The following is a 26579-nucleotide window of genomic DNA, read 5'->3' as shown; positions in this document are numbered from 1 at the left end:
CATTCTAGTCGGCCTCACCGTAATTCCGGGCGATAGCTGGGATGTTTAGCTTTAATAATTCACCATTCTTAACATGTTCGAAAGCCTCATAAACATGCTGTCGCGTTTTAGGTCCATAGTCTTTTTCTACTGCAATAAGAATCCGCCATCCATTTAACATACAAACCAAAGGGACAAGGATTAGCTGCAGCAAAACGAAGATAGCAAAACTGGCAAGCAGCGGGTGTCCATCTAGCAATATCGGACCGAATCGCTCCCCTATAATTTTCGCAGTAATTCCGGATAAAATTGAAGGGATAGCCAAATTAATTAAGTCGTTACTGAGAATTTTTGCTACCTTTCGATAGACTTGGGTTGCTGACATTATCTTGGTCCGCACAAACGAACTCCTGTTTAATTGAACACCTATGCGCTGTCCTCTACGGACTCGGCCCAGCGGGTGGTGGGCTTGGCCGGTAGCGCGATTTTTGTCTCAACCCTGCCGGTAGTTACGCGAGCACCTGCAATTCTGCTCGTAGAATTCGACGGCCTGGTTGTCGGTGATGTTGGAACGGCACAGCTGAAGAGTTTTCGACTGGTGAATACAGGCGCATCCCCCATCGAAGTACGCCCGATTCTGCTTGAGTTGATCAGCTTCCCGCTGCTGTTCGCTCTTGGGTGCAAGCTCGACCTGTACGCGATTGGAGAGAATTGATTCTGCTATCGCGGGTGACATACCCTGCAAGTCTTTGATATCGGCAGCGGCCGCAACAATGCTTTTTACATCATCTTCGACCCAGTCCGTATAAGGTCGAATCAGATCAATGATGCCTTCACGTTGCAACGACTGGTCGGCCATCAGCTGCTCATAGTCACCGCACAGGCCTTCCCTCGCGAAATACAGATCAATGTCAATGGCTGAAAGCGTCTTCTCGACTTGAGTACAACCGTAGAACTGCACCAGGGCTTTTGCAATACCACTGTTCCGCACCGAAGCCGATTCGTCCAGCTGGTCCTCAGCCAAAAACTGGCAGTAGATTGCTGCCCGTGTTGGGTCGGTCGATGACGTCAAATACTCCGACTGGTCGCCCCGGTCGTAGTTATGAAAAATGCGGTAGGTCTTTTCGGTCATGGTTTCGATTTTCCTGCAGATCCTGGGCAAAGTTGCCTACGGCCACAGCCCATGGTTAAGCCAGGGCTTAGAGGTGACAGGTGCGTTTTCCGCTACTCTCCTCGGGAGTGTTCGATGGCCCAAAAGGCCAAGCCTGTGATGAATGACATGAAGCTAACCATTGCCACGACATATAAAAGTGTTTTTCCCATAGCCTGAACGGGGTCATCGAAAAAGAAGACAGGTAATCCGATGAAACATGCAAGGAAAAGGAAAATGTTACTGAGCCTCATTCGCTCCGCCTCCTGGGCATAATGATTCTTGAGCCGTATTTCATACTTAATCCGACTTCCTACGCAGGTTGTTCGCATCTAGCTTGGCTCGGATTTCTGCGTCAGTGTCACATACAGCACTGGTGGGGCTGATTCCCGATAAACTGCGGGCGATATATGACGCCAATAAGAAAAATAGTAACCCGCTGATGTACTCAGAACCGCTGTCAAGTGCTATCAGGATCAACCAGATCACGACCGCACCGACAAACGAAAGAACGCGATTTCTTGTCACTGGACGGTTTGAATCCATTTCTCTACTCATACAATGTCCTTTCTGCTATCGAGGGCGCGAGAATCGCACCTGCATCTACGACCTGAACCCCGGTTTTTAGGCCGAGGCTTGGAATAAGCCGGCGTTTTCGGGCCGGAGCGCCATTTCCCTACTGGAGAAGCCCGCGCTTGGCGAGCTTCTACGCGCAGTGGTTTACAATATATCGCTAATAGTTCGTATCGAATCATCCGCTGCGGCTTGTTGAGCCTTCAAGATTACATTACCGTCCAAGCCTCGGGCGAGCGTGTCCAGTCGTCCTGAATAGCTTGAACATGAGCCCACACAACGCAGCCCCCATAAGTATGCGTCGATGGGTTGCTTATTTTCTTCCGCAGTCTTGCTTGCGATCTTCGCCGCTGATGATGAACCTGCCTTCCATGCTCGATATAGAAACGTCATTGATTCTGAATAGTCTCGCTGAACGATCATCCCTTCAGACAAAACAATCCCCGCTGCTAGTAGCAAATTCGCATTGATTGGGGTTGTACTGGCGCTGGTTGCAAAGGAGATCAGTTTCGATGCATAAGCCTGCCTCAGGATGTCAGTTTCCTCCCAGTCATAGCCCGCGTTCAGCGCGAGATCATGAGCGACATACAGCTCGTAATAAGCTCTCGGATCAGCTTCATCAAGCGCTTTTCGATAGAGGTCGAGTAGCTCGCCATCCGCCGACTTGAGTACCGTATACCGCTCTTCGGAGCAGATACCATTGCACGCAGTCCAAAGACGAATCTTTTCCCGCATCAAGAAGCTGTAAGCATCAAATGGGGTATTCATTTGAAGCGCGGAACTCTTGATGTGGTCAAACTTCTGCTGGCCATGATCGCCACAGCCCGAAATAAACGCTGTCGTTGATGCCACTAGAAAAAATGCAAGTATTTTTCTCGTCATTGAGCCTAATTCCTTATCAATCTTACGGACGCGCGCTCGTCATCTTCCTACTGACCCGGCTCAGATTTCTTAGCAGGGCCTGACCGTGATCAGTTTCGGGTGTTCGTTTCCAACACGGATTGGATGGCAGCCGCACTGAATTGCGGCGCCATGTGCCCTTCATCAACCATGAGCTTTGGCCGCTCAGCCCGCGTGATCTGTACACGAAGCTGCGCGAGGGCACTGTCGATTTTCTGTTCAGCAGCAATGAATTCTTTGTCGGTCGCTTCACCAGGCACGAAGGAGTGCCTGTCGTGCCCCCTGCTCAAAATTAGCAAATCGCGGAGGGACAGCTTCACCGAGACTTCCGTGTCAAGGTCCGCTTCGGAATAGTTGTTCAGGGTACTCATCGACACAGCTCCTTTCCGCTGACGGTCGGGGTCGTGAAACAGGGCGGCTATGTAGGAAAGCTCCAACAAGTACACCCAAGGTCCGGGTCCGGATCCGGGCTAAGCACAGAGCTAGGCTTCGCAAGCCAGATCCAGTCCCAAAGGGCATCAGCATCTGCTGAGAATGCTCTGCACGATGCTTCATATTGAATCGTAACACGTACGCGTAATACTGGTAAATTAATTATAAATGCTGCAAACGCATCTCGGGCGCCGTCTGATGGGTACTCGCAGAATACTTATTCTCTCAAATCGTTGACCGCCCGGGCTCCGGGTCATGTAGCCAGATTGAGCCACCAATAAAAAACCCCAGCCTTGGCCGGGGTGGGTGAGGTGTTTACTGAAAGCTGACCACGCAACAGGGGTACTCGTCAGGGCTGCGTGCGGTGATGGCTAAGCGGAAAAGACCCTGGACATCAGTAAGCCGGGGTTTTCCTTTGATCAAGACCAGAACCTGCAGTCGCGGCCTCATAGGTGTGACGCCAATTCAGCACGGCGGGCAGCGGGCGAAGGAGTTTCGTTGATCAGGCGGGCAAGGAAAGCGGTGTAACTTGCTTGCTCGTTGATGTGCATGACGTGCGCGATAAAGTCATTTCGCTTCCGCTCCAGCCACTGCTCTGCAGCGACAGATTCGAAAGTCAGACGCTCGGTGAAGATCACATAGTCGTCGAGAGCTACCTGTTCGGGCCAGGTCAGCTCGGATAAATTCAGGCTGTGCATGCAGTATCTCCAGGAAGATGTAGGCTTCGTACCCGGGAGATGGTCAACATTGAGCATTAAAGAAGCGGGGCATGACGCGAGTTCCAGGGAGTGAGACTGGTTATCCTCGCTAGTCAGCAGCGACCAGGCTCCCTGCTCGGCCAGGGAAACCAAAGGCTCCCTCCCTACGTCCTCGGCCTCGCGGTTTGACGGCAGGACTTGGGGGGTAGCCGGAGCACTCACCGATCAAGGAGTCATCACTCATCATCGTCGAAGTTGTACATGCCCGGCGCCAGGTTCTCGAAGCGGGTGTACTTGCCGATGAACGCCAGCCGAACAAAGCCGATAGGGCCGTTACGCTGCTTGCCGATGATGATCTCAGCCACGCCCTTGTGCTCGGTCTCTGGGTGGTAGACCTCATCGCGGTATACGAACATGATCACGTCGGCGTCCTGCTCGATCGCCCCGGACTCACGCAAGTCAGAGTTCACTGGGCGCTTGTTCGGACGCTGCTCCAAGGAGCGGTTCAGCTGCGACAGTGCGATCACTGGGCAGTTGAACTCCTTAGCCAGGGCCTTAAGGGACCGCGAGATCTCGGAAATCTCATTGGTCCGGTTATCGCCGGCAGAGCCCGGGATCTGCATCAGCTGCAGGTAGTCCACCATGATCATGCCAATCTCGCCGTGCTCACGGGCCAGGCGCCGAGTGCGTGCTCGCATTTCCGAGGGGCTGATGCCGGCGGTGTCGTCGATGAACAGCTTGCGGTTATTTAGAAGGTTCACCGCCGAAGTCAGTCGCGGCCAGTCATCGTCGTCCAGCTGGCCAGATCGCACCTTGGTCTGGTCGATGCGGCCAAGTGACGACAGCATACGCATGATCAGCGACTCACCTGGCATTTCGAGCGAGAACACCAGCACCGCCTTCTCGGACCGCAGCACAGCGTTCTCCACCAGGTTCATGGCGAAGGTCGTCTTGCCCATCGACGGCCGGCCGGCCACGATGATCAGGTCTGCCGCCTGCAGGCCGCTGGTCTTCTCGTCCAGGTCGGTAAAGCCCGTCGACACACCGGTAATGTCGCTGTCGGAGTTGAAGAGCGTGTCGATGCGGTCGATGGCCATGGTCAGTAGGTCTTTGACACCCACCGGGCCGCCGGTTTTCGGCCGGGCTTCAGCGATCTGGAAAATCTGCCGTTCGGCCTCGTCGAGGATCTCCGCGGCATTCCGCCCCTCTGGGTTGAAGGCACTGTCCGCGATGTCGGTACTGATGCTGATCAGCTGACGCAGGGTCGCCCGCTCGCGGATGATCGCAGCGTAGGCCTTGATGTTGGCCACGGATGGGGTGTTTTTGGCCAGCTCCGCCAGATAGGCCAGCCCGCCGACCTGGCTGCTCAGCCCCTCCTTGTCCAGACGCTCATGCAGCGTCACGATGTCAAAAGGCTCGTTCAGGTCCGCCAGCTTTTGAATGGCGCGGAAAATCAGCCGGTGATCGTGTCGGTAGAAGTCGCCATCAGAGACCTGATCGAGAACACGCTCCCAGGCGTTGTTATCGAGCATGAGACCACCGAGCACGGACTGCTCAGCCTCGATCGAGTGCGGTGGCACCTTCAGCGAGGAGGTCTGTAGGTCGAGCTGCTCAGAAGCATAATCTTCGTTCATGTTGGCATCTTGTTCAGTGAGTGGGGAGCGCTACCGGTTGGCGATGTGTTAGCGGGCTTCATGGCGGCTTTTTCGCGCCTTTCCGGCGCCGCCCCCTGCCCTTGCCCTCAACCTTCTTTGAAGCCCCTTCTGCGAGCTTCTGGACGGGCATCCGACCAAGGCGAGGATGGGGGTCAATCATCTCTACCCCCATCTCTTGATCGGTGAAGTCGTGCGTGCCTGGCAGCAGGTTTACGAAGCGTGTGAATCGCCCCTCAAAGCCAAGCCGCACAAAACCGGTCGGACCTTCACGCTGCTTGCCGATGATGATCTCGGCCGTACCAGCGAAGCGGGAGTCAGGGTTGTACACCTCATCCCTGTACACGAACAGGATCACATCCGCGTCCTGCTCGATTGCCCCGGATTCGCGCAGATCGGAGTTCACCGGGCGCTTGTCCTTGCGTTGTTCCACCGAGCGATTGAGCTGCGAAAGTGCAATCACAGGGCAATCAAATTCCTTGGCCAAAGCCTTGAGTGACCGGGAGATGGCCGAAATTTCGTTGGTTCGGTTGAGGCCGCCATATCCGGGGATTTGCATCAGCTGCAGGTAGTCCACCATGATCAGGCCAATCTCGCCGTGCACGCGCCGAAGCCTCCGCGTACGGCTACGCATCTCCGAAGGGCTCAGCGCCGGCGTGTCATCAATGAAGAAGCGATCGTTCTTGTTGAGTGCGTTGGCAGCCTTGGTCAGCTTGGTCCAGTCCTCATTCAACAGCTTCCCGGATCGGACTCGCGACTGGTCAATGCTACCCATCGAGGAAAGCATGCGCGTTAGCAGGGCATCGCCAGGCATCTCCATGGAATAGACCACGACCACTTTATCCGACCGCAGAACGGCCTCTTCCACAATGTTCATGGCAAAAGTGGTTTTGCCCATGGATGGCCGGCCGGCCACGATGACCAGGTCAGCAGGACGCAACAGGCTCAGTTTGCTATCGAGGTCGACGAAGCCTGTCGATTGGCCCAGGGACTCAAGGCCTGACTCATGGGCGGATTCGATCTTCTCGACGGCTTTCCTGAGCAGGGTGTCGATGCCAACCGGGCCGCCTTCCTTCGGCCGTTGACCGGCCACGGACAACATTTTCGATTCGGCATCATGCACCAGATCTTCCGCGGTGCGGCCGTTCGGGGAGCTGGCGCTTTGCTCGATCTCCCCGCAGACGCCAATGATCTTTCGGAACTGCGACCGCTCACTGACTACGCGTGCAAAGGACGCGATGTTGGCAACGGACGGGGTGTTATCGGAAAGCTCTTTTAGATAGGCCAGCCCACCGGCGTTCGAGAGCTCCCCTGCTCGATCCAGAGCCTCCTGGGCTGTGACAACATCAAGCGCACGCCCCTCTTCAAGCAGCCTGGCAATAGCCTTAAAAATGAGCCTGTGGTCGGCGCGGAAAAAATCAGATTCGACCACCAGGTCCGAGACTCGCACCCAGGCACGTGGCTCGTTCAGCAATCCGCCTAGAATGGCCTGCTCGGCTTCAACAGAATGCGGCAGCTCCCGACTGGGGGTCTGCTCGTATTCAGCCGCTAGATGGATATGGTCGTTCAAACCTCAGGCCTTACTCGTCGAAATGCTGGTGTGGATCGGGCTGCCAGCTTCGATCAGTACCCTTTGGAGGTCCTGGCCTGCGCTGACAGCTGGGGTTCGGTCACGATGTTCGTTGTTTGAGGGCCTAGAACGCAACTACCACTCGCTGGGTGGCCGGCCGGATCAGAACGTAACTTCGATCAATGTTGCCCGCCCGGTGCGGGTTTGAAAGTCGCAAAGGCCCAGTTGCACGAGCCGCGGCTGCCGGTGAGCGATGCAAGTAGCGACCTGGGCGCGGAATGCCGCCAACTCAAGCGGGAGCACTGATCGACCAGTAGCGGCCTGGATCTTATCGCGGAATTCCTGCAGCGCCGCCTCCAAGCCAGCATCATCGCCGGCCTGGCCTGAAGTTTCGGCACTCGGTTTTGGGATCGACATTCAAACTCTCCAGGGTTGGGGTCGTGACAACGCTTGAGCTGACATGCGCAGTCGCGGTTTACGCCCTAAGGCCATAACGCGTAACTATAATCCTGAAAGAATCTATTAATGTCAAACGGCATCGAAGGTCAGGATGACGATCTGTAACGCACTGAATAATCTATCTATATTTCCAGTGAAAGCATGGAGGTCTTCATGCCTGACTAAAATACAGAACAAGGGAAGATCTAGAGCTCTTCCGCCAATTCGACATCGATCCCACTGACCAGCAGCCCTTGAATATCCGCAGTTATGCCGCCTTCGTTCTCGAAGCTAGTAGCGGGCACAACCCAACTGTACTGGTGCCCTGCCAGCAGCCGCGCTGTCACTTTGTTCGACAGGGTTGAACGCCAGCGCATGATCAAATATTCCTCGACTTCCTTTCGCCCAAACGGGACAGCGCAGAAGGACAGCTCATAATTGCTAGAATATGCGCTGAGCAAGGCCAATTTGTCGCTGGCGCCAAGACCAAACAATGCGCAGGTTTTCCTCGCAAATGTATGATTCTCAAAGTTCGTAAGGTCACTCATCCTGGCTCGTAGGGCCGAACTCTCACCCACATAGACAGGAGATTGACCCTTCCATATCACATAGACCCCAGCGTCACGTGTGATGTCCTTTTTCCAGTCGACATGGCCAGCCAATACACGCCGCGGTGCTGAGATCATCGTTGCCTCGTAGTGACGCAGTTGCTCCTGGGTGTTCAAGTGCTTTTGCTCCTAGGTGCCGCTTTCGTAAGGTCCGAGTTCTGTCACCCGGCGTTGCCGGTGAATTCTGACTGAAAAATGCGCAAAGACTCACTATTGATTTCGGCACCTAGGTAGCCATTGAGCACACCAGCTCCGTTAGCTCATTTTAATCTCACTTTGATTCCGACTCCGTCTTATCCGCCACTTTTTAAGGGCAGCAAAAACATCACACACCATCCCATGCCAGATCAAAGCCATGATTATCAGTGTGAAATAATCCGGCGCACCCTCTAACTCGGCAAGGCTATGCAGATCGATCGGCTCAGCAGTGAAGAAGATCTTGCCAACTACTGACACAACAAAAAGAATTACAAATAGTACCGCAGCAGAACGTAATAAGCTCAAAATCGTTAGCACAACAAACATTACCAGGGCTTTTAGCGTGACAATGGTGAAGAACCGAGGGCGCTCACAAACGCCAAGCCAGTTTGTCTTCCAGCCAGAATTACCGTTCTTGAATTTTCTATTCATCTCGATTCAACCTGTACTAATTGCTTGGGCTGGAGGGAGTTCGCGAGGCAGAAACAGCATCAATGCCTAGTGCAACCTCATTCTGCGCTTGGGATGACTGCTCAACTGCACTTCCAGCATCACACCACTGGCCATCTACGCCAGGGCAGCCTGTGACTCCTGTCCGCTTCTTCTTGAATCCGAACCCATGCCCTGTGGCCAGGTGTACAAACGGCAATGCTGCCCAGTACCCAACCACAAGCGACGCCGCCTTAGCTGTAAGCCCGGGCAACGTGTATGCGAATGAGCTCGCCGAAAAAGCTGCGATGCAGACGGCGCCAACCATATAGTTGCACCGAATTTGATTTTTGGCGGGCTGCTGGCAAGGAGGAATCATTGTGCAGCTCCCTCAAATGCTGCGGCCCCTGCCCCCTCGAATGCTTCTGCCTGGCGCTCGACTAGCGCACAGCGCTCCTTGACCCATTCCAGATCTCTGACCCGGATGTCCTGCGCGCTTCGGTTGGCATTCACCAGGAGCCGAGATGCACATCTCGAATCACGGGTTGCTGCCTCAATTTCCTCAGGTGTCGCAGAGGAAAAAACAGTTCTCAGCTTGCTCAGCCCTAGGCCGTTGTAGGCCAGCGCTCCTCCGATCAGAGCGAGCAACGCCACGCCCCAGTAAACCGCACGTTTGCGGGTGTTTTTTTCTGAACTCACCAAGGATCTCCCGGACATGGCTAGCTTTCCGTAACGAAAAATAACACATAACGCGTACAGATAATTAACCAGTATTGAAAGACTTTGACGAACAGATCACCTCAGTCGCATGCGTGGCCCTGTTGAGAGCCCATCGTCGTTTCCGCCCCAGGCTCTTCACTCTCCTGACGCTTACTCTTAAAGTGGGCGTTCAGTTGCGCTATGAAACAGGTGCCCTGGTGCGCATCGGTTGCTCGCATATCTCCATCATTTGGGAACGCAATGGATCAGAACCCATACAGTGCGCAGTACGAAGCAGCTGTCGCCGCCATGGCCGCGGCTGAAGCGGGCTTGCAGGAGCAGTACGAACTCTACGGCCATCTGCATCGCTTTGATGAAGGCCAGGCCAAGTTGGCGCTCAGAAATGCCGAGGTGAAGCTAGAGGACCTCGAACGGGAACGTACCGAATTGGGTGTGGTGCCCCTGCTTGATCGTGCCACTATCTACAAGGCCGTCTATCGCGCTAACCGCTCGCTCCTCGGGCAAGCATTCGATGCAGTGACGGGCCGGGTTCCAGAACCACCCAAAATGTCCGAGGCAGAGGAAGCCAAGCTAGCCGAGAAAGCTGCTCGGTTGGGGGCATTGCTTGGCGAGGATGGAGAGATAGCCACCCAGCAGCATTTGGTACAGAGGCTTCGATACGATATTCAGTTCCACTCTTCCCTGGACTGGCTCGAAACCGACTCCGACTACGCAACCTACAGTTCGCAAATCGCGAGACTGCAGCCAGCCATTGAAAGTCTTTCAGCCAAAATCTCTAGGTTTGAAGAGCATATTCGAGAGCCGCAGGCACAGTGCCTCAAATATCGTCAGCGTCTGGTTGTGGCCAAGGAGAAGCTTGCCCAAGCGATCCATTTCCGAGATCTCCATCGAAACGCACCACCACACTCAGTCGAGGCCGCGGGAGTAAAGGGGGCTTGCAGTAACTACTTCGGAACAGATGACATTGCCCAGGTCGTCAGGCACAAAACCAGCGATGTTATGGACCTTGAACGTGAGCTCGCCAAGTGTGAGGTGAGAATGGCGTCGCTGCGGCAGCGCGATAGTCGAGTCATCGAGCGTCTGATCATTGACGGGAACAACCTCTGCAATCGTGGCCGGGGCAAAAATCGACAGTTCATCGGTTTGACCGCCTTGAGTGCACTCGTTCCGGCATTACTGTCAAACTGGCCTGGCAGCGAGATCATTCTGGTCTTCGATCCAGGCATCACGAGAAAGCTCCAGGTTTCGTGGGAGGACATTCAAAGCACCTTCCCAGGTGTAGAGACATACCGCGTCGACAAGGACCGCAGCGCCGATGAAATGATCATCGAACTGGCCTCTTCACCGAACGCATTCATCATCAGCAACGATCGTTTCACGGAATTCAGCAACCGACCCGCCCTCAAAGAAAACAGAGTCTTTGGCCATGACATTACCAAGAAAAACATCTTGGTGAATGAGCTGTGGATCACAGTGGATTATTGCTCCCCAGGCTGAGCAGGATAGGCTTCCCCGCCCTCACCTGCGTTACGAACCAGCTGCACGCTCAATCATCGTCTTTGGTAAGGCCATAGTCGATTAGTGCGGGCCCAGGCCCGCCTGTAAGGTCGTACAGCTACTCAACTGAGTAAATGTTGCTGTCATCGCCAAACAGCACATCATCGTCACGGTTGAGCGAAGCTGCAGTGCCTGGCCTCGGACGGCGGCACCACAGCGCGATGCCTCGGATGAAGAAGCCTGCCGAGATGACTGCAAAAACCAAGGATGTGAACAGCACGCCCTTCGTAACGAGCGCAAGCGCTCCAACGCCTAGGAACGCCAAAAGCCCTTTCGGCACTATGTGCTGGGTCTCGCAGATGGCTCAGGCTGCAGCCGAAAGACAACATCACCAGGGCCGCGGCGATCGCTACACCCACATCTGCTCCAGCGCTTTTTTCGATGGTTCCTCAGAAACCCACCGCCACCGATCCTGCAATGGCGGCCAAGTGGCGAACCAGCGCCAGCGGGGTGTGGCGAATCCTAACCTCGATAGCCCAGAGAACGCGTGTGGGCGCCATCATCTGAGGTGCCCTGATTTTGCCGGCCAGCTCGTCAACCGCCCTGGCCAGGTCGGCCTCAGCTTGCTGGAGCGCCAGAAACAGTTCTGCGCTGGCAGCTGTATCGTCGTGCGCGTACTTCAAATGTGCTGCACGTGCGGCCCTGACGCGGATGATCGCGTCCAGGGTGCTCTGATCCAGTGCAAGCTGAGAGGTAGCTTCAGTTCGCTGGTGTTTGACCTAGCCATTTCTTTGCTCCATTTTCTCGGTGAAACCTGACCTCCCCCCTCTGATCCAATGGCGTCGATCTGACGGTTCCGTTATGGCTGTAGGAAAAGTCAGCAGACCACCTAACGGCGCTGAACTGCTTGTATGCACTTCACACTGTGCAGTACACAGCGCATACTGCGGCTGGGACTTTTGGTAACCCACTAAAAATGGCACATTTCCGTTTAACCCCCGTAAACACTGTCTTGTAAACCACATTTTTGACTTGTAAACCACTGTAGTTTACAGTGAAAAAAAGTAGTTAACACGAGGCCGGTTCATGCCGAATTTACAAGACGAAGCTAAGGCCTACATTGAGTCCGTTTTAGGTGTGGCAGCGCAGATGACTCCGGTGCAACTCCGGGTCCCCTATACCATCCGGGACAGCTACAAGACCTACGAGTTGAGCGTATCTATGGGGAACAGTTCGGCGTTCAACATGATGCTGCTGGTCTCCCGTGATGATATTGAGTACCCAGGCATCGTGAAGCTGCAGAAGCACATCGAGATGGTGCGCAACGTCACCAACCAGGTAGTGGTGTACGTCTGCTGGTCCTTGTCGACTCAAGACCGCCGCAGCCTGATCATGCACCAGGTCAATTTCATCCAGCCCAGCTTCCAGATGTTCATACCTGAGATGGCGCTGGACCTGCGTGAAAGCTTCCGTCAGCGGCGAGAGCAAAGCGAGGTCGCCGCCCTCCTCCCCGCGGCTCAGGCCATGCTTCTCTCGTGCCTCTATGCCGGGATACCCGACGAAACCTACTTCACCACGAACGCTTTGCTGGGGGACCTGGGCTACAGTCGCGTGACCCTCTCGAAGGCAGTTGATCAGCTCCTATCGCTGGGGGTGATCACTCCAGCGAAGAGCGAACTCCCTTGGAAAACCTACGCCTTCAGCGGGTCGCCTGCAGAGGTGTTCCAGAAGGCCAAGAAACACCTCCGATCTCCCGTCAAAAAGAGAATTGGTATAACCCGAAATGCTATCCCCATGGCTCCTGAAGTTTTCATCGCTGGAGAAACTGCTCTAGCCAAGTACACGATGCTGGCGGAGCCTAAGCAGGCCGTCTGGGGGATGAGCAAGAAAGTGTTCAATGACATGCTGGCGCTTAATGCATTCGAGGTAGTCGAGTCGGTGGACACGATCGAGGAGTGGGTGGAGATTTGGGGGTATCCGTCGCTCAAAAATTACATAGCAGACGCAGCGTCGCTGTTTCTGAGCTTGGAAGACAACCCCGACGAACGCATTCAAATTGCGCTCGATGAACTCAAGGAGCAGGTCAATTGGTTAGCGTAAAAGGGTTAGATGTCTTCGGAAAGCACTTCCGCGATTTCCGCGATCGCTACGTCTTGATCGGTGGCGTTGCCTCCGCCCTAGCGATGGAAGATGCTGGTGAAGGCTTCAGGGCCACAAAGGACCTGGACATTGTCCTGGTTATCGAAGCCCTGGACGGATCATTCGTATCTCATTTCTGGGACTTCATCAAAGCCGGCGGGTATCAGATCAAGCAGAAAGGCGGTGAGAGTCCTGCCCCCAACTTCTACCGATTTCAAAATCCTGCAGATGAGGCTTACCCGGCCATGATCGAGCTGTTTTCTCGTACGCCTGAAGGTCTGGAGCACGAGGAAAACGCGACACTGACTCCCATTCCCACTGACGAAGCAGTCTCAAGCCTGAGCGCCATATTGTTGGACCCGGACTACTACAATTTTCTCCTATCCGGCCGCCAGCAAAGCGAAGAGCTGACCTACATCAGCGCTGATCGCCTTATCCCCTTCAAAGCCAAAGCTTGGCTTGATTTGTCTCAGCGCAAAGCAAAAGGAGAGGGTGGGGCTGACAGCAGGGACATTAAAAAACATCGAAACGATGTCCTAAACCTGACCGGCCTACTGACAGGTGAGGTGATCGAGTTGCCCGAAAGCATTACCGCGGACATGACGCTATTCCTTGAGCGCTTGGCAGCCGAGGAGGTCGACTTCAGAGCGCTCAAGATTCGGGGTGACCTCAAGACCATCATCGCCCGCATTGCCGAATCCTTCGGCCTTCAGGCGACCTCTTAACCCCGCCATTTGCGAAGACTTTCTCAGCGCCCCGCCCCAACTCGGGCGCTGCGAAAGCGACGACTGCGTTGATGCATAATGTCCTCTCGCTTAGCTCAAATGGGCGCGCATTCGCTGGGCATGCGCCAGCAGCTCTGGACAGATGACCCGCCACACAGGCGCGTCTTCAAAACTGCAGGTTCGATGTTGGCGCTGATGGAAAATTGACCCACCCTGCCGATTGAAATTTGACCCAGGGCGGATTGCTGATTTTGTTACCAGCAACTGTGGATAAGTCTACCAGCGCAGCTGCTTTTGAACCCACTCCCTCGCTGTCCCAGTTCAGCTGTTGAAGACCTGCCACATGCAGCCATGCAGCAGGCCGTCGTCACCATGAAATCAGAACGACTCATCGTCCTCCGGTTCCTGGCCGCCCTTACGCTTTCGCTCCCGTGATTTGATCTTGGCCTGGGCCGCCAAGCTACTGTGTTGCAGGCGATAGGACTCGTTACCGGTTTCGACGATGTGGCAGTGGTGGGTCAGCCGATCCAGCAGGGCGGTGGTCATCTTGGCGTCGCCGAACACGCTCGACCATTCGGCGAAGCTCAGGTTGGTGGTGATCACCACGCTGGTGTGTTCGTACAGCTTGGACAGCAGGTGAAACAGCAACGCACCGCCAGCCTGGCTGAACGGCAGATAACCCAGTTCGTCGAGGATGACCAGATCCATGCGCAGCAGTGCCTGGGCGATCCGCCCGGCTTTGCCGTCGTGTTTTTCGCGCTCCAGCAGATTGACCAGATCGACCGTGGAGTAGAAGCGCACGCGCTTACCGTGCCGGGTGATGCCGGACACGGCCAGCGCGGTGGCTAGGTGGGTTTTGCCGGTGCCTGGGCCACCGATCAGCACCACGTTCTGCGCGGTGTCGGTAAAGCTCAGGTTGGCCAGCTCGCTGATCAAGCGAGCGTCGGCGCTGGAGGCGCTGAAGTCGAAGCCGGCCAGATCGCGGTGCATCGGCAGCTTGGCCATGTTCATCTGGTGGCTCACCGAGCGCATGGCGCGATCTGTGTGCTCTTGTTCCAGCAGGTGTTCGAGCAGCCACTTGGACGAGGCTGTGTTCGACTCACCCTGTGCAGTTAACTCCGCCCAGGCCGTGGCCATGCCGTGCAGGCGCAGCTCCTTGAGTTCCGCCATCAAATCACGCATGACCGACCCCCTCGGCCTGGCCACGCAGGCGGTCGTAGCGCGCCGTGTTAGCGACCGGGGCTTCCTTGAGCGACAAGTGGGTTTCGACGCTGGGTGGTGGTTCGGATGCTGTCAGCCGTGCCACGACATTGAGGATGTGTTCGGCGCTCAGGCTGCCGCTCTCCAGTACCAGCTCAACGGCTACCAGCACGGCATCGAGTCCGGCGACCGGTACGGCAGCCAGGACTTGCGCCATGATCCGGTCACCGCCGGCATGACGCCCCAGACCGTGCTTAAGCTGACGCAGCGGCGCCGGCAGATCAGCAAAGGGCGCGCCGTTGCGCAGGGCACCGGGCTTGCGTTCGATCAGCGGGAGGTAGTGCTGCCAGTCATAGCTGACCTGGTCGCGATCCAGCAAGCGGACATGGCTGGCAATCAGCGCATCATCGGCCACCACCTCGATTCGCGTCGGATACAAACGGCTGCTGACCCACTTACCCGCGTACTCACATGGCACCGAGTAGCGGTTGCGCCCGACGCTGACCAGGCAGGTGCTGGAGACCCGCGCAGGCCGCTCGACGTAACCGTCGAATGGCGCTGGCACAGGCATCAGTTCAGCGCGCTCCAACTCCAGCACTTCGGCTACACTCAGCCCGCTGTATTGAGGGTGCATCAGCTCGTTCCAAAGCGCGCGGCAGCGCTGGCCCAGCCAGGCATTGAGTTCCTCGAAGGAGTGAAACTGGCAGTCCTGGGCGTCTAGCCAGATACGCCTGCGGCTGTCTTGCACGTTCTTTTCAACGATGCCCTTTTCCCAACCAGCGGCGACGTTGCAGAAGTCCGGATCGAACAGGTAATGCGCGCACATCACCGCAAAGCGTGCATTCACCGCCCGGCCTTTGCCCTTATTGACCTTGTCGACGGCGGTCTTCATGTTGTCGTAGATGCCCCGGCGCGGCACGCCGCCCAAGGCGCCGAACGAGCGTGTATGGGCGTCAAATAACATCTCATGGCCCTGGCTCGGATACGCCACAAGCCAGAACGCACGGCTGGCACACAGCTTCAGATGTGCCACCTGCATACGCCGGTAAATGCCGCCGACCAGCAAGCCTTCCTCGCTCCAGTCAAACTGAAACGCCTCGCCAAGAGCAAAGGTCAGCGGCACAAAGGCCTGCGACGCCTTGCCCTGTCCCCCTCGCCAGGCACGGATAAACGCGGTGAGCTGGCTGTAGCCACCGTCATAACCTTCGGCTTTGATTTGCGCCAACAGCGCCTTGGCACTGCGCCGCTGTTGCTTGGGCCGCAGCGAATCGGCCTTTAGCGCCTGCTCCAGCGTGGTGTGAAAAGGGCTGAGTTTGTTGAAGATCGCGCGGCGTTGGTAGACCGGCGGCTTGGCCTCAGGTGCTCTGACCCACTTGCGAATCGTGTTGCGCGCCAACCCGGTGCGCTTGGCTATCTCATGCAGCGACAGCTTGTCGCGGAAATACATCCGGCGGATTTTGCCCATCATTTCCATACTGATCACCCTGTGTTCTCCTGCTCAAAAATTGAGCAGAAGCAGTTGAACACCTGGGTCAGTTTTCAGTCGGCAGAACAGCCTCTACTGGGTCAGTTTTCGGTCAGCGGCAACAGGTTCGAACCTGCCGGTGTCTTCAAACTTCCCGGATGCCAGGTGCAGATCCATTACTTGATCGGGCAGTTGCCAGGCATGGATACACACCTCATCGACGGCCAACTCGGCCTCAACGAGATTGGTTGTTAGGACGCCCCAGTGCTCACCATCCTCGTAGAGCAGCTCCAGGGCTAGCCGACCATTTGGATACAGCCGTGGCCGCAGTTTCGATAACTGCATGACGCTCTCCCCCCAGGCCTATTTGACCGTCGCTGTCTCGGTGACCACGAACGGGACCACACCTCCCAACTGAACTCCGGCCAGGCCTTGTTTACCGTCTTCGCCGATCACGTAGCCTTTCAGCTCTCGCTGATCAGCTCCATCGCAGGTCAGTGTGGCGGTAGTAGTCACATGCCGGAGCTGACGGTTGTTCCATTCCAGGGGAATACCCAGGGCGCAGTCATTTCCGGCCAGGACCTGAGACATCTCATACTCAACCTTGCCAAACCCTCCTGCCCGGTACTCGGTCGGCAGAACCGAGCCGAGCGCAGGATCACCGAGGTGGTACATCTTGGCGTAGAGGGTCGACCCCGCTGGAATGGTGACGTTGAGCTTTTTCTCATTGCACCCTGCCAACGACAGAGCGACACAACCAAGTACAGCGATCTTTCGAAGTGGTGACATGCTTTTTCCAGTGAGTGTTTGAACGTTCAAACCAGCGTGACTGATCAAGCTATCGGCAGATCAGATGCTCTGCCCGGGCAATCCGCGTGGTTAATCGGTAGCATCGTGGTGTCACAGACCCGGGTGTTGAACTTCCGCCAGGTGCGCATGTGACTGCGGAGCATCTGGCCAGGCTCGTTGCAGGCCGTCTGGGCCGGGGCTGAGCCGTCCTCTGTACCGTGATACGTAGCATGCGCCGCTGAATTGCATTTAGGCCAGGAAATGTGGCCTCCATTACGCAGGGCACCTCCTGGCTCGTCGCAGCTGTCCTCATCCCATAGAAACCCGTCGATGCACTGTGCATCGGGATAGGGCGCACCGAAATGCCGGCCTTGGTAATCACATCTCAGAGCTACATCACTTGGCATTCCCGGCCCCGCCTAACGCAAATAGAATTCATAACGCGTACGCATACGAAAATCTTATCACAATTTCTTTCCGGGGCGCTGCAGCGCAGAAGCAGTCGCCTCCCTACAACGTCGATTGTCCGGTCAGTTGGCTACGGAGTGAAAGAACGCGAGAAAGCGCTCGCAGGCTGCCGGTGGTGCCTTTTTGGACCAAAACGAGAGCAGGGAGGCAAGATACGGTTGTATCTTTTCTTCGGTCAGTTTGGCGTAGACGGTCGTCGAGATGATGAAGCCATCGCACTTACCCTCGATTACCGCCTTCTCTAGAAGGTACTCCACACCTCCTATCAAGGCTGCCTGCGCCCGAGAGAGCCCCACCATCGCGTGTTCTTTAGTGGGGACTACCACTCCCCCCCCAGAGACGACTAAATCATCCAAATTGATAGCGATGAGGCCGCCATTATTGAAAGGTGCAAGCTGCTTGGCAGCCTTGCTAATCTGCTTCTCCAACCCGCATTTTGACCAGCTCTTTTTGCATGCTATCGGATAGTCCCCAAAACCGATGTCGACCAAAATATCAGGCTCTTCAGCCCTGACGGGTAGCCCTCTGTCCTTCAACTGAGACATCAGATCCAGCTCCCACAACGCATCCTTGCCCTGGGAAACACTGCGATCATCAGGTTGCATGGGATTGCGAGCCATTCGAGTTAGAGCCTCTTGAATCCCAGGCTCATCTAGCAGGTTGATGACCGCATTCGCGAGACGGTTCACGTGCAGCGTCTCCCACACCACTTTATTCTCAGGCTTTACGCCCTCAGCCCACGCCTGGCTCAGGATGTCCGCCTGACGCAGCAGCTGCCACAACGCGCTGCCATCTCGCAATTTGATGTTTCGCTGCTCCAGGCCCTCCCGGACCCGCTGCGCCTTCAAGGCAACATCATCATATGAGTCCGTCTTGCTCTTGTTCCCCGCGAAGAATGTATCCACTGCACAGCTCCTTTGGGACCTGACCGGTGCTTTCACCGGAACATTGACTGGGATGCCCAGATGCTTAAACGCAAAAAATTGGGAATGCACTGTGCCAGAGCGGCTGAGTGTTCGCACGTGATACGGCATCGAAGCCCTACCAATGCGAGTGGGATCGCTGACGCGACCGCATGACCGGGTGGGGGAGGATTTCGCAATACTAGCTAAGGCGGCGCCGGCGCCAAGATAGCCTTACCTCGGAAGCCGACATATGTGCCATAAGCTAGCCATTGTCAACAGAGGGATTGAGCTGGGGCCTGCGCGGTCAAGGAGTCAATCCGTGCTGGATATCGTTGAATCCTGGATGCCCCAGGTCCACAGTGAGGCTGCTCTACGTGGAGTCCTTCCCCACGTACTTCTGCGCCCAAGACCGGCGCTGCTCCGGCGTTCTTGTCGCACAAGAACGCTCGTGGCGGCTGAGCCAAGCCTTGCAGAGCCGCTGCATATCGCGATTGTGTTCTGTGACCAGTCGATACTCAGCCCCACAGTGCGAGCACTGAGCAGTGCCAGTGTTATGTGCCATAAGTCAGCTCCGATTGGCGGGCGCCCGAGGGGCCGGGTTGCTGGTGATACGGATCCTGGCGCAGAATCGCTCGTACGGCACGAGTGCGCGACGTCTCAAACGGATTGTCCGCCGGCGCTTGCCGCATTTCCTTAGCCGCGAGGCTGATTTCCTTGATGCGGGACCGCAGCCAGTTCGCATCTGCCGTGTAGATGGCATCGGGATTGTTGGCAAGCATGGCACGCAGTTTATCGCCCAGCTCTTCGTTGATCACCACACGCCCCAGCAGGTGAAAGTCGTGATGGTGCAGGGTTGCACAATCCTCAGCACTCATTGCCGCCAGGTTGGATGGGATGCCCGCGCAGAACTGGTCGGTCTGAAATATCCGCTTTGCATTCGCCAGCATTTCACCGGCAGACAGCTCCCCACACTGCAGCGGAATGATCACACGAGCGCCGGCCGTGATCCATGTGCGAACTCGCTCTGCGTGCACAGCCCACAAGTCGAGTGTTGCCGACTGGTCACCGATGACATCCGGTGCCACGATGCTCAGCGCTCCGGGGTAGTCCGTCCGTTCCAGCACGCATTCGTAGGCGAAAAACACTTTCTCCCAGCTCACGAGCTCGCCCTTCTGGAATGCAGAAAAGGCCCCCGAGTCAATGAACACGGCGCCACCTGCATCCAAATGACGTGGAAGCGTCCGAAGGAGTTTCAGGGTGTCCAGCAGTGTGGCAACAACACCTACTGGGACGCCTTCATCAACGGCAGCCCTCAGGTCCTGAGTGCTGGACATCCCCGAATAATAAGCAACGTTCCAGGTCAACGGCATGATCTTCCTACCCCTTCTGCGCACGCGAAATCCGCGCCGCTTCCACGGCATCGACCCAGCTCGATGGCTGGGGATGCGTGCTTTAGGAGCTGACCTAGATCTGTACCGCAGACTGGAAGTACACGTTGAGGAGGTTGGCGGACGCCTTGCTGATGGCGTCGTTGTAGGTGGATGCGATCACCTCGACGGTGATGGTCTTACCCTGATTGTCATGGTAGGTAACTCGCCAATTCGGCTGCTGGTCCATGTTGGATCCTGTGAGTATGCTGGCGCTGATTTCAGACCTCGACCCAAGACACGCCTTGGTCATGCTTCTCGCCGGGCGCAGAGAGGAGACTCACTGAACAGAGAGAGCGGCCATGGCATCGAGCAAGGCGCTTTTAACCTCGTTGGTGTCACCCTCCTCCGACACGAAGGCAATGCTGTCCAGCTTGGCATAGGCCTGCTGCATGGCAGCCAGCGCTTTGGGAGCTGATGTCACGGCACGAGTACAGGTATCGGCAAGGAGACGCTCTTGGTCTGGGTCGGCAGCCCGCACGGTGAGGTGCAGAATGTAGTCCTCGTCGGCCAGGTCCATGCTCGGCACTTCGGCATGACTGTAGAGCTTGGAATCGCTGACGCTCGCACGTTCGGCCGCTGGGAAATTGATCTGCAGCGCCTTCGGGCCCATACCGACCTCCAGCGCGCTGGCCTGAAGTTGTTCAGCCAGCTGCAGGCCTTCCCACGCCCCACGCACCCACTCAACGGCGTAGCGGCCATTACGGTTGCGCTCGATCAGCATGTAGAAGGTGTTGTCATTGACCGAGTGGCCAAAGCGCTCGACGGCGATCTTCTTGATACCCTGCTCAAAACCTGCACGCTTGTGCTCAAGCGTCTCCCGCGGATAAACCTGTTCCATCACTATCACGTGTCCTATTTGGGTGTGGGCCTGAAGCGGCTTATTCGCCCTTCACTTCCTCGTAAATCCAATCCACGTGCTCGAAGGCAGCCTGCTTGGCTTCGGATTCGATTTCAGCCTGGGTGGCGTTGTCCTCGACCTCAAACTCGAACTCCACATCGGAGCCCTGAACGTCAGTCTTGATGGACCCTTTGAAGGTACGCATTCGATTTGTCCTGGTAGATAACTACAGAGAAAAAGATTAAACCATAGGACAACCTATGGCAACCATAAGTTGTCCTATACGCTAACTTTTATGCTGAATCAGCGGAACCACGGCGGCGGCGGCGGATAGCGCCCGGCATGGACTTAAAGCTGGGCGATCGAGGGGCAAGGGAGTAAAGGGTATGGGGGACGACTACCTGGCTCAGCCATCAGGACGCGATAGGGCGCCCAAAGGAAGGCTTGCCCAGCATGGGAAACCCTCTCCTCTCAAGCTTCTTCTGGAACAACGAGCCACTTCTTGAAGCGTGCCGGCGAACCCGCATATAGCGCATTCGGCAGAACATCCTCGGTGACCACACTGTTAGCGGCAACCACACTGTTGTGCCCAATGCTGACACCAGGCAGCACCACACACCCGGCGCCAATCCAGGCGTTGTCGCTTACCGTGATCGGTGCTGTGAAGTCGTTGCTCTTGCGCCGCTCTGGATGAACGTCGTGGCTGGTGGTGCAAAGCCGCACCTGCGGGCCGAGCATGGCGAATCGACCAATGCGAATGGGCGCCTGGTCCAGGAACACGCAGCCGCTGTTGATGAAGGCGCCCTCACCCAGCTCCAGGTTCCCCCGCTCGAAATAGAACGGCGGCCGAATGACGACCTTGCCTTCGGTGCGGATGCCCACTTTAGCCATGAGGCGGTTGGATACCTTCTTGCCCAGATCGTGAGTGTCGAGCAGGCGGATGTACTGGCGCGGGGTCAGGGAGCGTTTGAGTTTGGCGATGAGTAGCAGCACGCGAAGGTCCGGTTTTGAAATTATCTGTTGGAGAAGTGGATATCGGCAGTAGACGGCCTGGCTGAAGCCGGCCGATTCCTCGGCCATGGTCACGTGCTGTTGACGAATTCGATCGAGGTGTATGCCGATCAGTCGCGCCAGCTTCGCATCAGGCATTTTTCCAAGCTTGCAGTCGTACCATCGCGCACGCCCTACTGCAGCCCAATCTACTTGGTAGTGCCGCCTCCCGCTGGTTGCGGTGATCGCCACGCCACCATCAGCGGTCGCATGTTGACGATCAGCCCACTCTGGTGGACTGTTGTCCTGGTCATCCATTGACTTTCGAGCCTCTTCTATCGCCTCAGTGCCGCTCGATAGCCGGGTGAGGTCCTGCGGCTTAGATCATCGTACCTACGACAGAACGAGGCGGTCCTCAATCCAAACCGCGCAGACTGGCGAGCCCATAATCATCGCGTAGGATCCGCAGCTGCTCTTTGTCCATTTCGTCTAGGGCCGAGCAGTTTGCATCGGCTAGCCCCTGCCGCTTCAGCAGCGCTGCGGCATCGGCCCTGTCGTAGATGTAGCGAGAGAGATCCGCAGCCGCGAGGAGAATGCCGGTCTGCAGCTGAGTCGGTTTGTTGCGAGGTTTGCGCGGGGTGGCAGCCATTTAGAGGCTCTCCATCTTAATGAGTGGCCTGTGATCAGAAATCCGCCAATAGGCACATGTGCCTAGAGTAGGAGTAGGCACATGTGCCTATTTTTGCATGCCCACCTGACCCCAGTTCGGTCCGGAGACCATCACCGGCGGCCAGTGGCTACATTGGGCATTCGGCACCGCGAGAGATCAGTGATCAGCGGGCATGCTCATGCCTTGGCCAGCGCTTCGACCAGCAGCGCCTCGAACTCATCCACGGCCAGCGCCTCCCAGCGGTCATTGACCAGCTGCTCGTGGTACCACTTCAGTCCGGAGTATGTAACCCGCACGCACACACCGCCCAGCATCACAAGCGGATGCTGGCGCACGGACGCTGGCAGGAATACGGGTGGGTGGTCGGCCACAGAAGCGCTGATCGCGAGGTTCTCCATCGCCTCACGCAAGGCAACGGCGCTGACCTTCTTGGCCTGCACCTTGGCGGAAAGGGCAACGCGCAGAGTCTCGACAGCGGCGCAGGAGCCGCGGTCATCTCCATTGCAGCGCGCAACAAAGTCGTCAAGCCACAGCAGCGACTCTTCAACCTCGCCAGCACTGGCGGGCGTTGGGATGGCATCGCTGCCCTGGTGCTGAATAACCTGTTCCTGTCCTTGTTCTGTGAGCCATGCCGCTACCTGGTCGGCGCTCATGATGGCCAGGGTTTCCGAGCATGCATCACAGCCCAGAACCAGCTCGCAGCGAATGTCGCCGGCGCGCAGTCGCCCGTGCTGAGCATCGCTGATGTTCTTGTTGTGCGTCTGCCAACTCAGCGACTTGCTACCGCACTCCGGGCATTCGGTGATCTTTGTGATGGTCATGCTTTGCCTCCTGCAGGCGTGCGACCTCTGGCGGCAACTGCGCCAGCAGGTCATTGATGATTGTCTTTCTATCGGCGCGACCCAGCTCAGAGACTGGGCACAGTGGTGCGGACGTCGGCGGTCTAATCGGCCGGGAGGGGAGCTTGATCGCGGGTAACCAGCAGACTGCTTATCTGAACAGCCCGGACTGGCCAGCAGTCGCCATCAGCAACCTGGTGCCGGGCACGAGCTCGTGCGCGGATCTCGATGTCCTCGGTTGACTCGTCTCGCTCAACGTTCAAGCCGAAGGTGTGAGTGCCCTTGTAGCTGGCGCCCATACCCTGAACCGACCAATCGGCGGCGACAGTGACGGTTTCGATCATGGTGGCCCTCTAGGGCAATCGTTAGTAGCTGACCAGCGAGCTGGGCCGGTGTGATCAGGCTGGGCCGTTTGCTACTTCGTAGTACGAGCTGCGCAGCCGGTTCACGGTATAGCCGCGACGGCGCAGCGCCTCGACAACAGAAGTGCCATTGCCGGTGTAGCGGCCAGTTGCGAAGCGCATAGTGGTCCCTTGGGCCTTGCACTGCTTGTACCCTTCAATCAAGCGTTCAGTGTTGGTCATGATCTCTCCCCTACGCCGCCGCCAGGCAGTCCTTCCATAGATCTGGATCTGCGTGAATGAAGTAACCGGGCTTGTCCGGGTTGACCACGCAACGCCCGCCCTTTTGCCGGTAAGCTTGGTACGCCCGGGCAAACCGAGACTTTTGCACCTCATCCAGCCGGCGCATCTCCGCCTTGATCTCAAGATCGAGCGTGAACCCCTTCGCCGGCGCTATGGCGCAGGTTGTGCCGAAGTGGCGAATCTCGTTGGTCTCGCAGTCCTCAATCCAGACCACGCGCTTGAGGCCCTGCTTGCCGCAGCATTCACAGTGAGATTTGTCGTCGTTGATTCCGAGGAATTTGAAGCGGCTCATGGCGGGCAGCGGGTCCGATGAATGACTGAGCCACAACATTAAACTATAGGACAATCTTAATCAATAAAAATTGAACTATACGACAACTATTTTAGGAGGTTTCGCATGAAGCTGCCTTGGAGTATCGAGCGTTCAGCTAGCAAGGACAGCACCAGGGGAAGACGTCGGTCCATCATGTGAGGTGACTGATGCGTGCGCCGATCAGTGAGAAGCCCTGAACGCTGTCCAGGGCTTCAAGCGCCGGCCTTACCGGCCAAACACCTGGTCAAGCACTGGCCGCGACTCGATGATCGCGGTGCCCAGCTCATCGACGGTCGTAGCGCTGGTCAGACGGTCCTCGACTGCAGACAGCTCGGTCAGCAGCTCATCGTTGCCGCCTTCCTTGTAAAGCGTGTTCTGCAATGCTTCGACGGTACGCTTCACATCGCGGTGCGTGTCCTGGAAGTTGCTTTGACTCCCGGAGATGGTTGCCTGAGACCAGCTGGTGAGCGGGTGGTGGCGAGCCTCCACCTTACCGGCACCGAACATGCGGTCATAGGAGCCTTGCACCAAGCCTTCGATCAGAAGGCCGTTGTTTCTGTCATCCATTTTCTACATCTCATCGTGATGACGTGATCTTCACGTCGTGGTGATGATGCCAGGCGCACCCGGCATCGGTTTTGCCGATCAGTGGCAGCACTGTATCGGCTGTCTGTAAAGGGTCTTCAGCCGGTATGCGCCAGCGGAGCTGGCGCCTAAGCCGCGGTCACCCCGGAGCCGTGGGCCGATCATGATCATTGTGCCGCCAGCTGAGATACGCTCAGGCCAACCGCGACTGGCCGCACCCAGATGGGCATGCTGCTCAGCATGAAAGTCTCCCCTTGAGCGGCCAGCAGCAACGTAGTGCCCATCACATGACCGATGGCTTTCGCTGCCTTCGGTGGAACTGCGTTACCGATTCGTTCGCGCCAGGCCTGATCGCTCAAGCCGTCCAATTCCAGCTGCTCCTCTGGTTCAACAAGGCTCTGGATCGCCGCCAGCTCTAAGGTTGTGAAGGGCCGGTGCCAGGTCCCGTCGAGCGACTCGATGATGCAGGTGAGCTTCTCATCAGCGCCTGGGAGCTGGGTGTCGGCAATGTCCCACCGGCCGTCGTCATACTGACCGCCCGCGGCGCCCTGCAACGGCACCACGCCGTAGTGCCCGCCAGGCAGGTAGGGTTTGCCATTTGTGCGCATCTTGGCCGCTCGGGGATCAGCGACACTGAACGTGCCTTGCCCTGGGCTCTTGACGCCAATGATGGCGCCGCTGGTGTCTTGCCACCGGCGAACACCGTACTGCTGATACTGCAAGGCGCCGGCCCTGGCACGCGGGTCAGCCACCGAGAACGCCCCGTTCGTTGGGTTCGATCGTCCAGCCACCGTGCCCATACTTTCGTTCCAGCCATGCACCCCCATGTATCCAGCTCGATATCCAGGGACGATGACCAAGTCACGCAGATACCCATCTTGGATCGCCAGGTTGTTGAGACTGCGCCAGTCTTTCCCCGCCTCGACCAAAGCCAGGCGGACCCAGGTTTTCCATTGCAGAGCTGGCACTCGGTGCATTGGTCCGGCTCGCTCGATGTCGCCGGCAAGAGGCATGCGGCTGAGGATTTCGCCTACAGAGCGCAGGCTCTTCTTCTCAGGCTCGTACAGGAACGGCGGGACCTTCTCGACATGGCGAGCCACCAACAGGAATCGCTTACGGCTTTGAGCCAAGCCGCCGATCACCCCACAGTCATGGGTGGTTTCGGCGACTGCGTACCCATAGTGGCTTAGCAGGGCGCCGATCTGGTCCAGCAAGTGCCGGCCGCGGTTGGCCAGGCGCGGGACGTTCTCGAATACCAGCATCGGCACAGGGTCGTCGCGCCAGGTCTCCGCCATCAGCCAGATGCAACGCAGGGTGAGCTCGTTCAAGGCTTGGTACTTGGGGGTGGCACTCATCTTCTCCGACAGCAGTCCGCTGGCGCCCTTGCACGGGGAGCTGATGAAGACGGTATCGGGCCGGCGGTTCTGTGCTGCACGGCGGATGTCTTCTGTGGTTGCTTCCCTCCATCCGGCTGGCGGTTCCTTGCCGTGGAACCTGATGTACTGCTCGCGGGTGAAGAGATCCAACTGCGTGCCCTCCACACCGGTCAAACGCTTGAAGTCGGCAAGGCCGGCCGGATCAACGTCGACGCCGCCCAGACACTCCCATTCAGCCTGCATGTTGCCGACGATGGGCTTCGCCTCGTTGAAGCCTTTGGCACCACCGCCCAAGCCGCAGCAGAAGTGGAAGTGAGTGAGGATTTTTTTAATCAGCATGCAGCCGTCCTAGAAAAGTT

Annotated in this window: 32 protein-coding genes; 4 read left to right on the top strand and 28 right to left on the bottom strand. The window is 57.0% G+C overall.

Translation table 11 applies throughout. From position 1 onward, the window contains the following. Window positions 1-4: 4 nt before the first annotated feature. From PRJ_RS28045 to PRJ_RS27985, 11 genes are all read right to left on the bottom strand, one after another. Window positions 5-364, bottom strand: a complete 360-nt coding sequence (locus PRJ_RS28045; RefSeq protein WP_158682589.1) for a hypothetical protein — start codon at window positions 362-364, stop codon at window positions 5-7. 108 nt (window positions 365-472) lie between these two features. Beyond that, window positions 473-1111 (bottom strand): hypothetical protein, encoded by a 639-nt coding sequence (locus PRJ_RS28040; RefSeq protein ID WP_104962998.1) that lies wholly within the window; start codon window positions 1109-1111, stop codon window positions 473-475. 738 nt (window positions 1112-1849) lie between these two features. After that, entirely contained in the window at window positions 1850-2584 is a 735-nt protein-coding gene (locus PRJ_RS28030) for a hypothetical protein (RefSeq protein ID WP_104962996.1), read from the bottom strand. Window positions 2585-2673: 89 nt separating this feature from the next. Then, entirely contained in the window at window positions 2674-2973 is a 300-nt protein-coding gene (locus PRJ_RS28025) for a hypothetical protein (protein WP_104962995.1), read from the bottom strand. A 507-nt stretch (window positions 2974-3480) separates the two neighbouring features. Further along, complete coding sequence (locus tag PRJ_RS28020) at window positions 3481-3732, bottom strand: hypothetical protein (protein ID WP_104962994.1); 252 nt, start codon at window positions 3730-3732, stop codon at window positions 3481-3483. Window positions 3733-3968: 236 nt separating this feature from the next. Next, window positions 3969-5366 carry a replicative DNA helicase gene (gene dnaB / locus PRJ_RS28015; RefSeq protein WP_104962993.1) on the bottom strand — a complete coding sequence of 466 codons (1398 nt, stop codon included), beginning with the start codon at window positions 5364-5366 and terminating at the stop codon, window positions 3969-3971. 58 nt (window positions 5367-5424) lie between these two features. Next, window positions 5425-6954 carry a replicative DNA helicase gene (gene dnaB / locus PRJ_RS28010; protein WP_104962992.1) on the bottom strand — a complete coding sequence of 510 codons (1530 nt, stop codon included), beginning with the start codon at window positions 6952-6954 and terminating at the stop codon, window positions 5425-5427. 162 nt (window positions 6955-7116) lie between these two features. Next, window positions 7117-7371 (bottom strand): hypothetical protein, encoded by a 255-nt coding sequence (locus PRJ_RS28005; RefSeq protein ID WP_104962991.1) that lies wholly within the window; start codon window positions 7369-7371, stop codon window positions 7117-7119. Between the two features lie 227 nt (window positions 7372-7598). After that, a complete protein-coding gene (locus PRJ_RS28000) occupies window positions 7599-8117 on the bottom strand; it encodes a GIY-YIG nuclease family protein (protein WP_104962990.1) in 519 nt (172 codons plus the stop codon). Window positions 8118-8255: 138 nt separating this feature from the next. Next, the gene (locus PRJ_RS27995; protein WP_104962989.1) at window positions 8256-8630 is read right to left on the bottom strand and encodes a hypothetical protein; all 375 of its coding nucleotides are present in this window, start codon (window positions 8628-8630) and stop codon (window positions 8256-8258) included. 372 nt (window positions 8631-9002) lie between these two features. Next, the gene (locus PRJ_RS27985; protein WP_177429928.1) at window positions 9003-9326 is read right to left on the bottom strand and encodes a hypothetical protein; all 324 of its coding nucleotides are present in this window, start codon (window positions 9324-9326) and stop codon (window positions 9003-9005) included. A gap of 261 nt (window positions 9327-9587) precedes the next feature. Here PRJ_RS27985 and PRJ_RS27980 point away from each other — a divergent pair, with 261 nt between their 5' ends. From PRJ_RS27980 to PRJ_RS27965, 4 genes are all read left to right on the top strand, one after another. Further along, entirely contained in the window at window positions 9588-10844 is a 1257-nt protein-coding gene (locus PRJ_RS27980; RefSeq protein ID WP_104962988.1) for a hypothetical protein, read from the top strand. Between the two features lie 230 nt (window positions 10845-11074). Continuing rightward, window positions 11075-11662 carry a hypothetical protein gene (locus PRJ_RS29935; RefSeq protein ID WP_158682588.1) on the top strand — a complete coding sequence of 196 codons (588 nt, stop codon included), beginning with the start codon at window positions 11075-11077 and terminating at the stop codon, window positions 11660-11662. A 268-nt stretch (window positions 11663-11930) separates the two neighbouring features. Further along, window positions 11931-12944 carry a hypothetical protein gene (locus PRJ_RS27970; RefSeq protein WP_104962987.1) on the top strand — a complete coding sequence of 338 codons (1014 nt, stop codon included), beginning with the start codon at window positions 11931-11933 and terminating at the stop codon, window positions 12942-12944. Then, window positions 12932-13708: a hypothetical protein gene (locus PRJ_RS27965; RefSeq protein WP_104962986.1), complete on the top strand. Its 777-nt coding sequence runs from the start codon at window positions 12932-12934 to the stop codon at window positions 13706-13708. Before PRJ_RS27970 ends, PRJ_RS27965 begins: the two co-directional genes overlap by 13 nt. A 378-nt stretch (window positions 13709-14086) precedes the next feature. Here the strand turns inward: PRJ_RS27965 and istB are convergent, their stop codons facing one another. From istB to PRJ_RS27880, 17 genes are all read right to left on the bottom strand, one after another. Next, on the bottom strand, window positions 14087-14890 hold the full coding sequence (gene istB / locus PRJ_RS27960; protein WP_013983152.1) for an IS21-like element ISPst3 family helper ATPase IstB: 804 nt from the start codon (window positions 14888-14890) through the stop codon (window positions 14087-14089). After that, a complete protein-coding gene (istA, locus tag PRJ_RS27955) occupies window positions 14883-16382 on the bottom strand; it encodes an IS21-like element ISPst3 family transposase (protein WP_104963134.1) in 1500 nt (499 codons plus the stop codon). The genes istB and istA overlap by 8 nt, the downstream gene beginning before the upstream one ends. A gap of 84 nt (window positions 16383-16466) precedes the next feature. Continuing rightward, entirely contained in the window at window positions 16467-16718 is a 252-nt protein-coding gene (locus PRJ_RS29930; RefSeq protein ID WP_158682587.1) for a hypothetical protein, read from the bottom strand. Window positions 16719-16736: 18 nt separating this feature from the next. Beyond that, window positions 16737-17162 (bottom strand): hypothetical protein, encoded by a 426-nt coding sequence (locus PRJ_RS27945; protein WP_104962984.1) that lies wholly within the window; start codon window positions 17160-17162, stop codon window positions 16737-16739. A gap of 530 nt (window positions 17163-17692) precedes the next feature. Next, complete coding sequence (locus tag PRJ_RS27935; protein ID WP_104962982.1) at window positions 17693-18535, bottom strand: hypothetical protein; 843 nt, start codon at window positions 18533-18535, stop codon at window positions 17693-17695. A gap of 551 nt (window positions 18536-19086) precedes the next feature. Further along, the gene (locus PRJ_RS27925) at window positions 19087-19905 is read right to left on the bottom strand and encodes a hypothetical protein (protein WP_256597987.1); all 819 of its coding nucleotides are present in this window, start codon (window positions 19903-19905) and stop codon (window positions 19087-19089) included. Between the two features lie 94 nt (window positions 19906-19999). After that, a complete protein-coding gene (locus PRJ_RS29925) occupies window positions 20000-20152 on the bottom strand; it encodes a hypothetical protein (RefSeq protein ID WP_158682586.1) in 153 nt (50 codons plus the stop codon). Between the two features lie 90 nt (window positions 20153-20242). After that, window positions 20243-20803: a hypothetical protein gene (locus PRJ_RS30490; RefSeq protein WP_256597986.1), complete on the bottom strand. Its 561-nt coding sequence runs from the start codon at window positions 20801-20803 to the stop codon at window positions 20243-20245. Between the two features lie 40 nt (window positions 20804-20843). Beyond that, window positions 20844-21008 (bottom strand): hypothetical protein, encoded by a 165-nt coding sequence (locus PRJ_RS29920; protein WP_158682585.1) that lies wholly within the window; start codon window positions 21006-21008, stop codon window positions 20844-20846. A gap of 266 nt (window positions 21009-21274) precedes the next feature. Next, on the bottom strand, window positions 21275-22111 hold the full coding sequence (locus tag PRJ_RS30485; protein WP_256597985.1) for a DapH/DapD/GlmU-related protein: 837 nt from the start codon (window positions 22109-22111) through the stop codon (window positions 21275-21277). A 97-nt stretch (window positions 22112-22208) separates the two neighbouring features. After that, window positions 22209-22442 (bottom strand): hypothetical protein, encoded by a 234-nt coding sequence (locus PRJ_RS27910; protein WP_104962980.1) that lies wholly within the window; start codon window positions 22440-22442, stop codon window positions 22209-22211. Between the two features lie 197 nt (window positions 22443-22639). Further along, a complete protein-coding gene (locus PRJ_RS27905) occupies window positions 22640-23284 on the bottom strand; it encodes a hypothetical protein (protein ID WP_104962979.1) in 645 nt (214 codons plus the stop codon). A 122-nt stretch (window positions 23285-23406) separates the two neighbouring features. Continuing rightward, entirely contained in the window at window positions 23407-23646 is a 240-nt protein-coding gene (locus PRJ_RS27900) for a hypothetical protein (RefSeq protein WP_104962978.1), read from the bottom strand. A 54-nt stretch (window positions 23647-23700) separates the two neighbouring features. Beyond that, a complete protein-coding gene (locus tag PRJ_RS27895) occupies window positions 23701-23886 on the bottom strand; it encodes a hypothetical protein (RefSeq protein WP_104962977.1) in 186 nt (61 codons plus the stop codon). Window positions 23887-23896: 10 nt separating this feature from the next. Further along, window positions 23897-24238, bottom strand: coding sequence for a hypothetical protein (locus tag PRJ_RS27890; protein WP_104963130.1), 342 nt, complete (start codon window positions 24236-24238; stop codon window positions 23897-23899). 246 nt (window positions 24239-24484) lie between these two features. Then, on the bottom strand, window positions 24485-24826 hold the full coding sequence (locus PRJ_RS27885; protein ID WP_104962976.1) for a hypothetical protein: 342 nt from the start codon (window positions 24824-24826) through the stop codon (window positions 24485-24487). A 185-nt stretch (window positions 24827-25011) separates the two neighbouring features. Further along, on the bottom strand, window positions 25012-26559 hold the full coding sequence (locus PRJ_RS27880) for a DNA cytosine methyltransferase (RefSeq protein WP_104962975.1): 1548 nt from the start codon (window positions 26557-26559) through the stop codon (window positions 25012-25014). Window positions 26560-26579: the final 20 nt, after the last annotated feature.

Source organism: Pseudomonas sp. XWY-1 (assembly GCF_002953115.1).
Lineage (GTDB): Bacteria > Pseudomonadota > Gammaproteobacteria > Pseudomonadales > Pseudomonadaceae > Aquipseudomonas > Aquipseudomonas alloputida.
The sequence above is the reverse complement of the archived record's forward strand: the minus strand, read 5'-3'. Positions and strand labels throughout refer to the sequence as shown.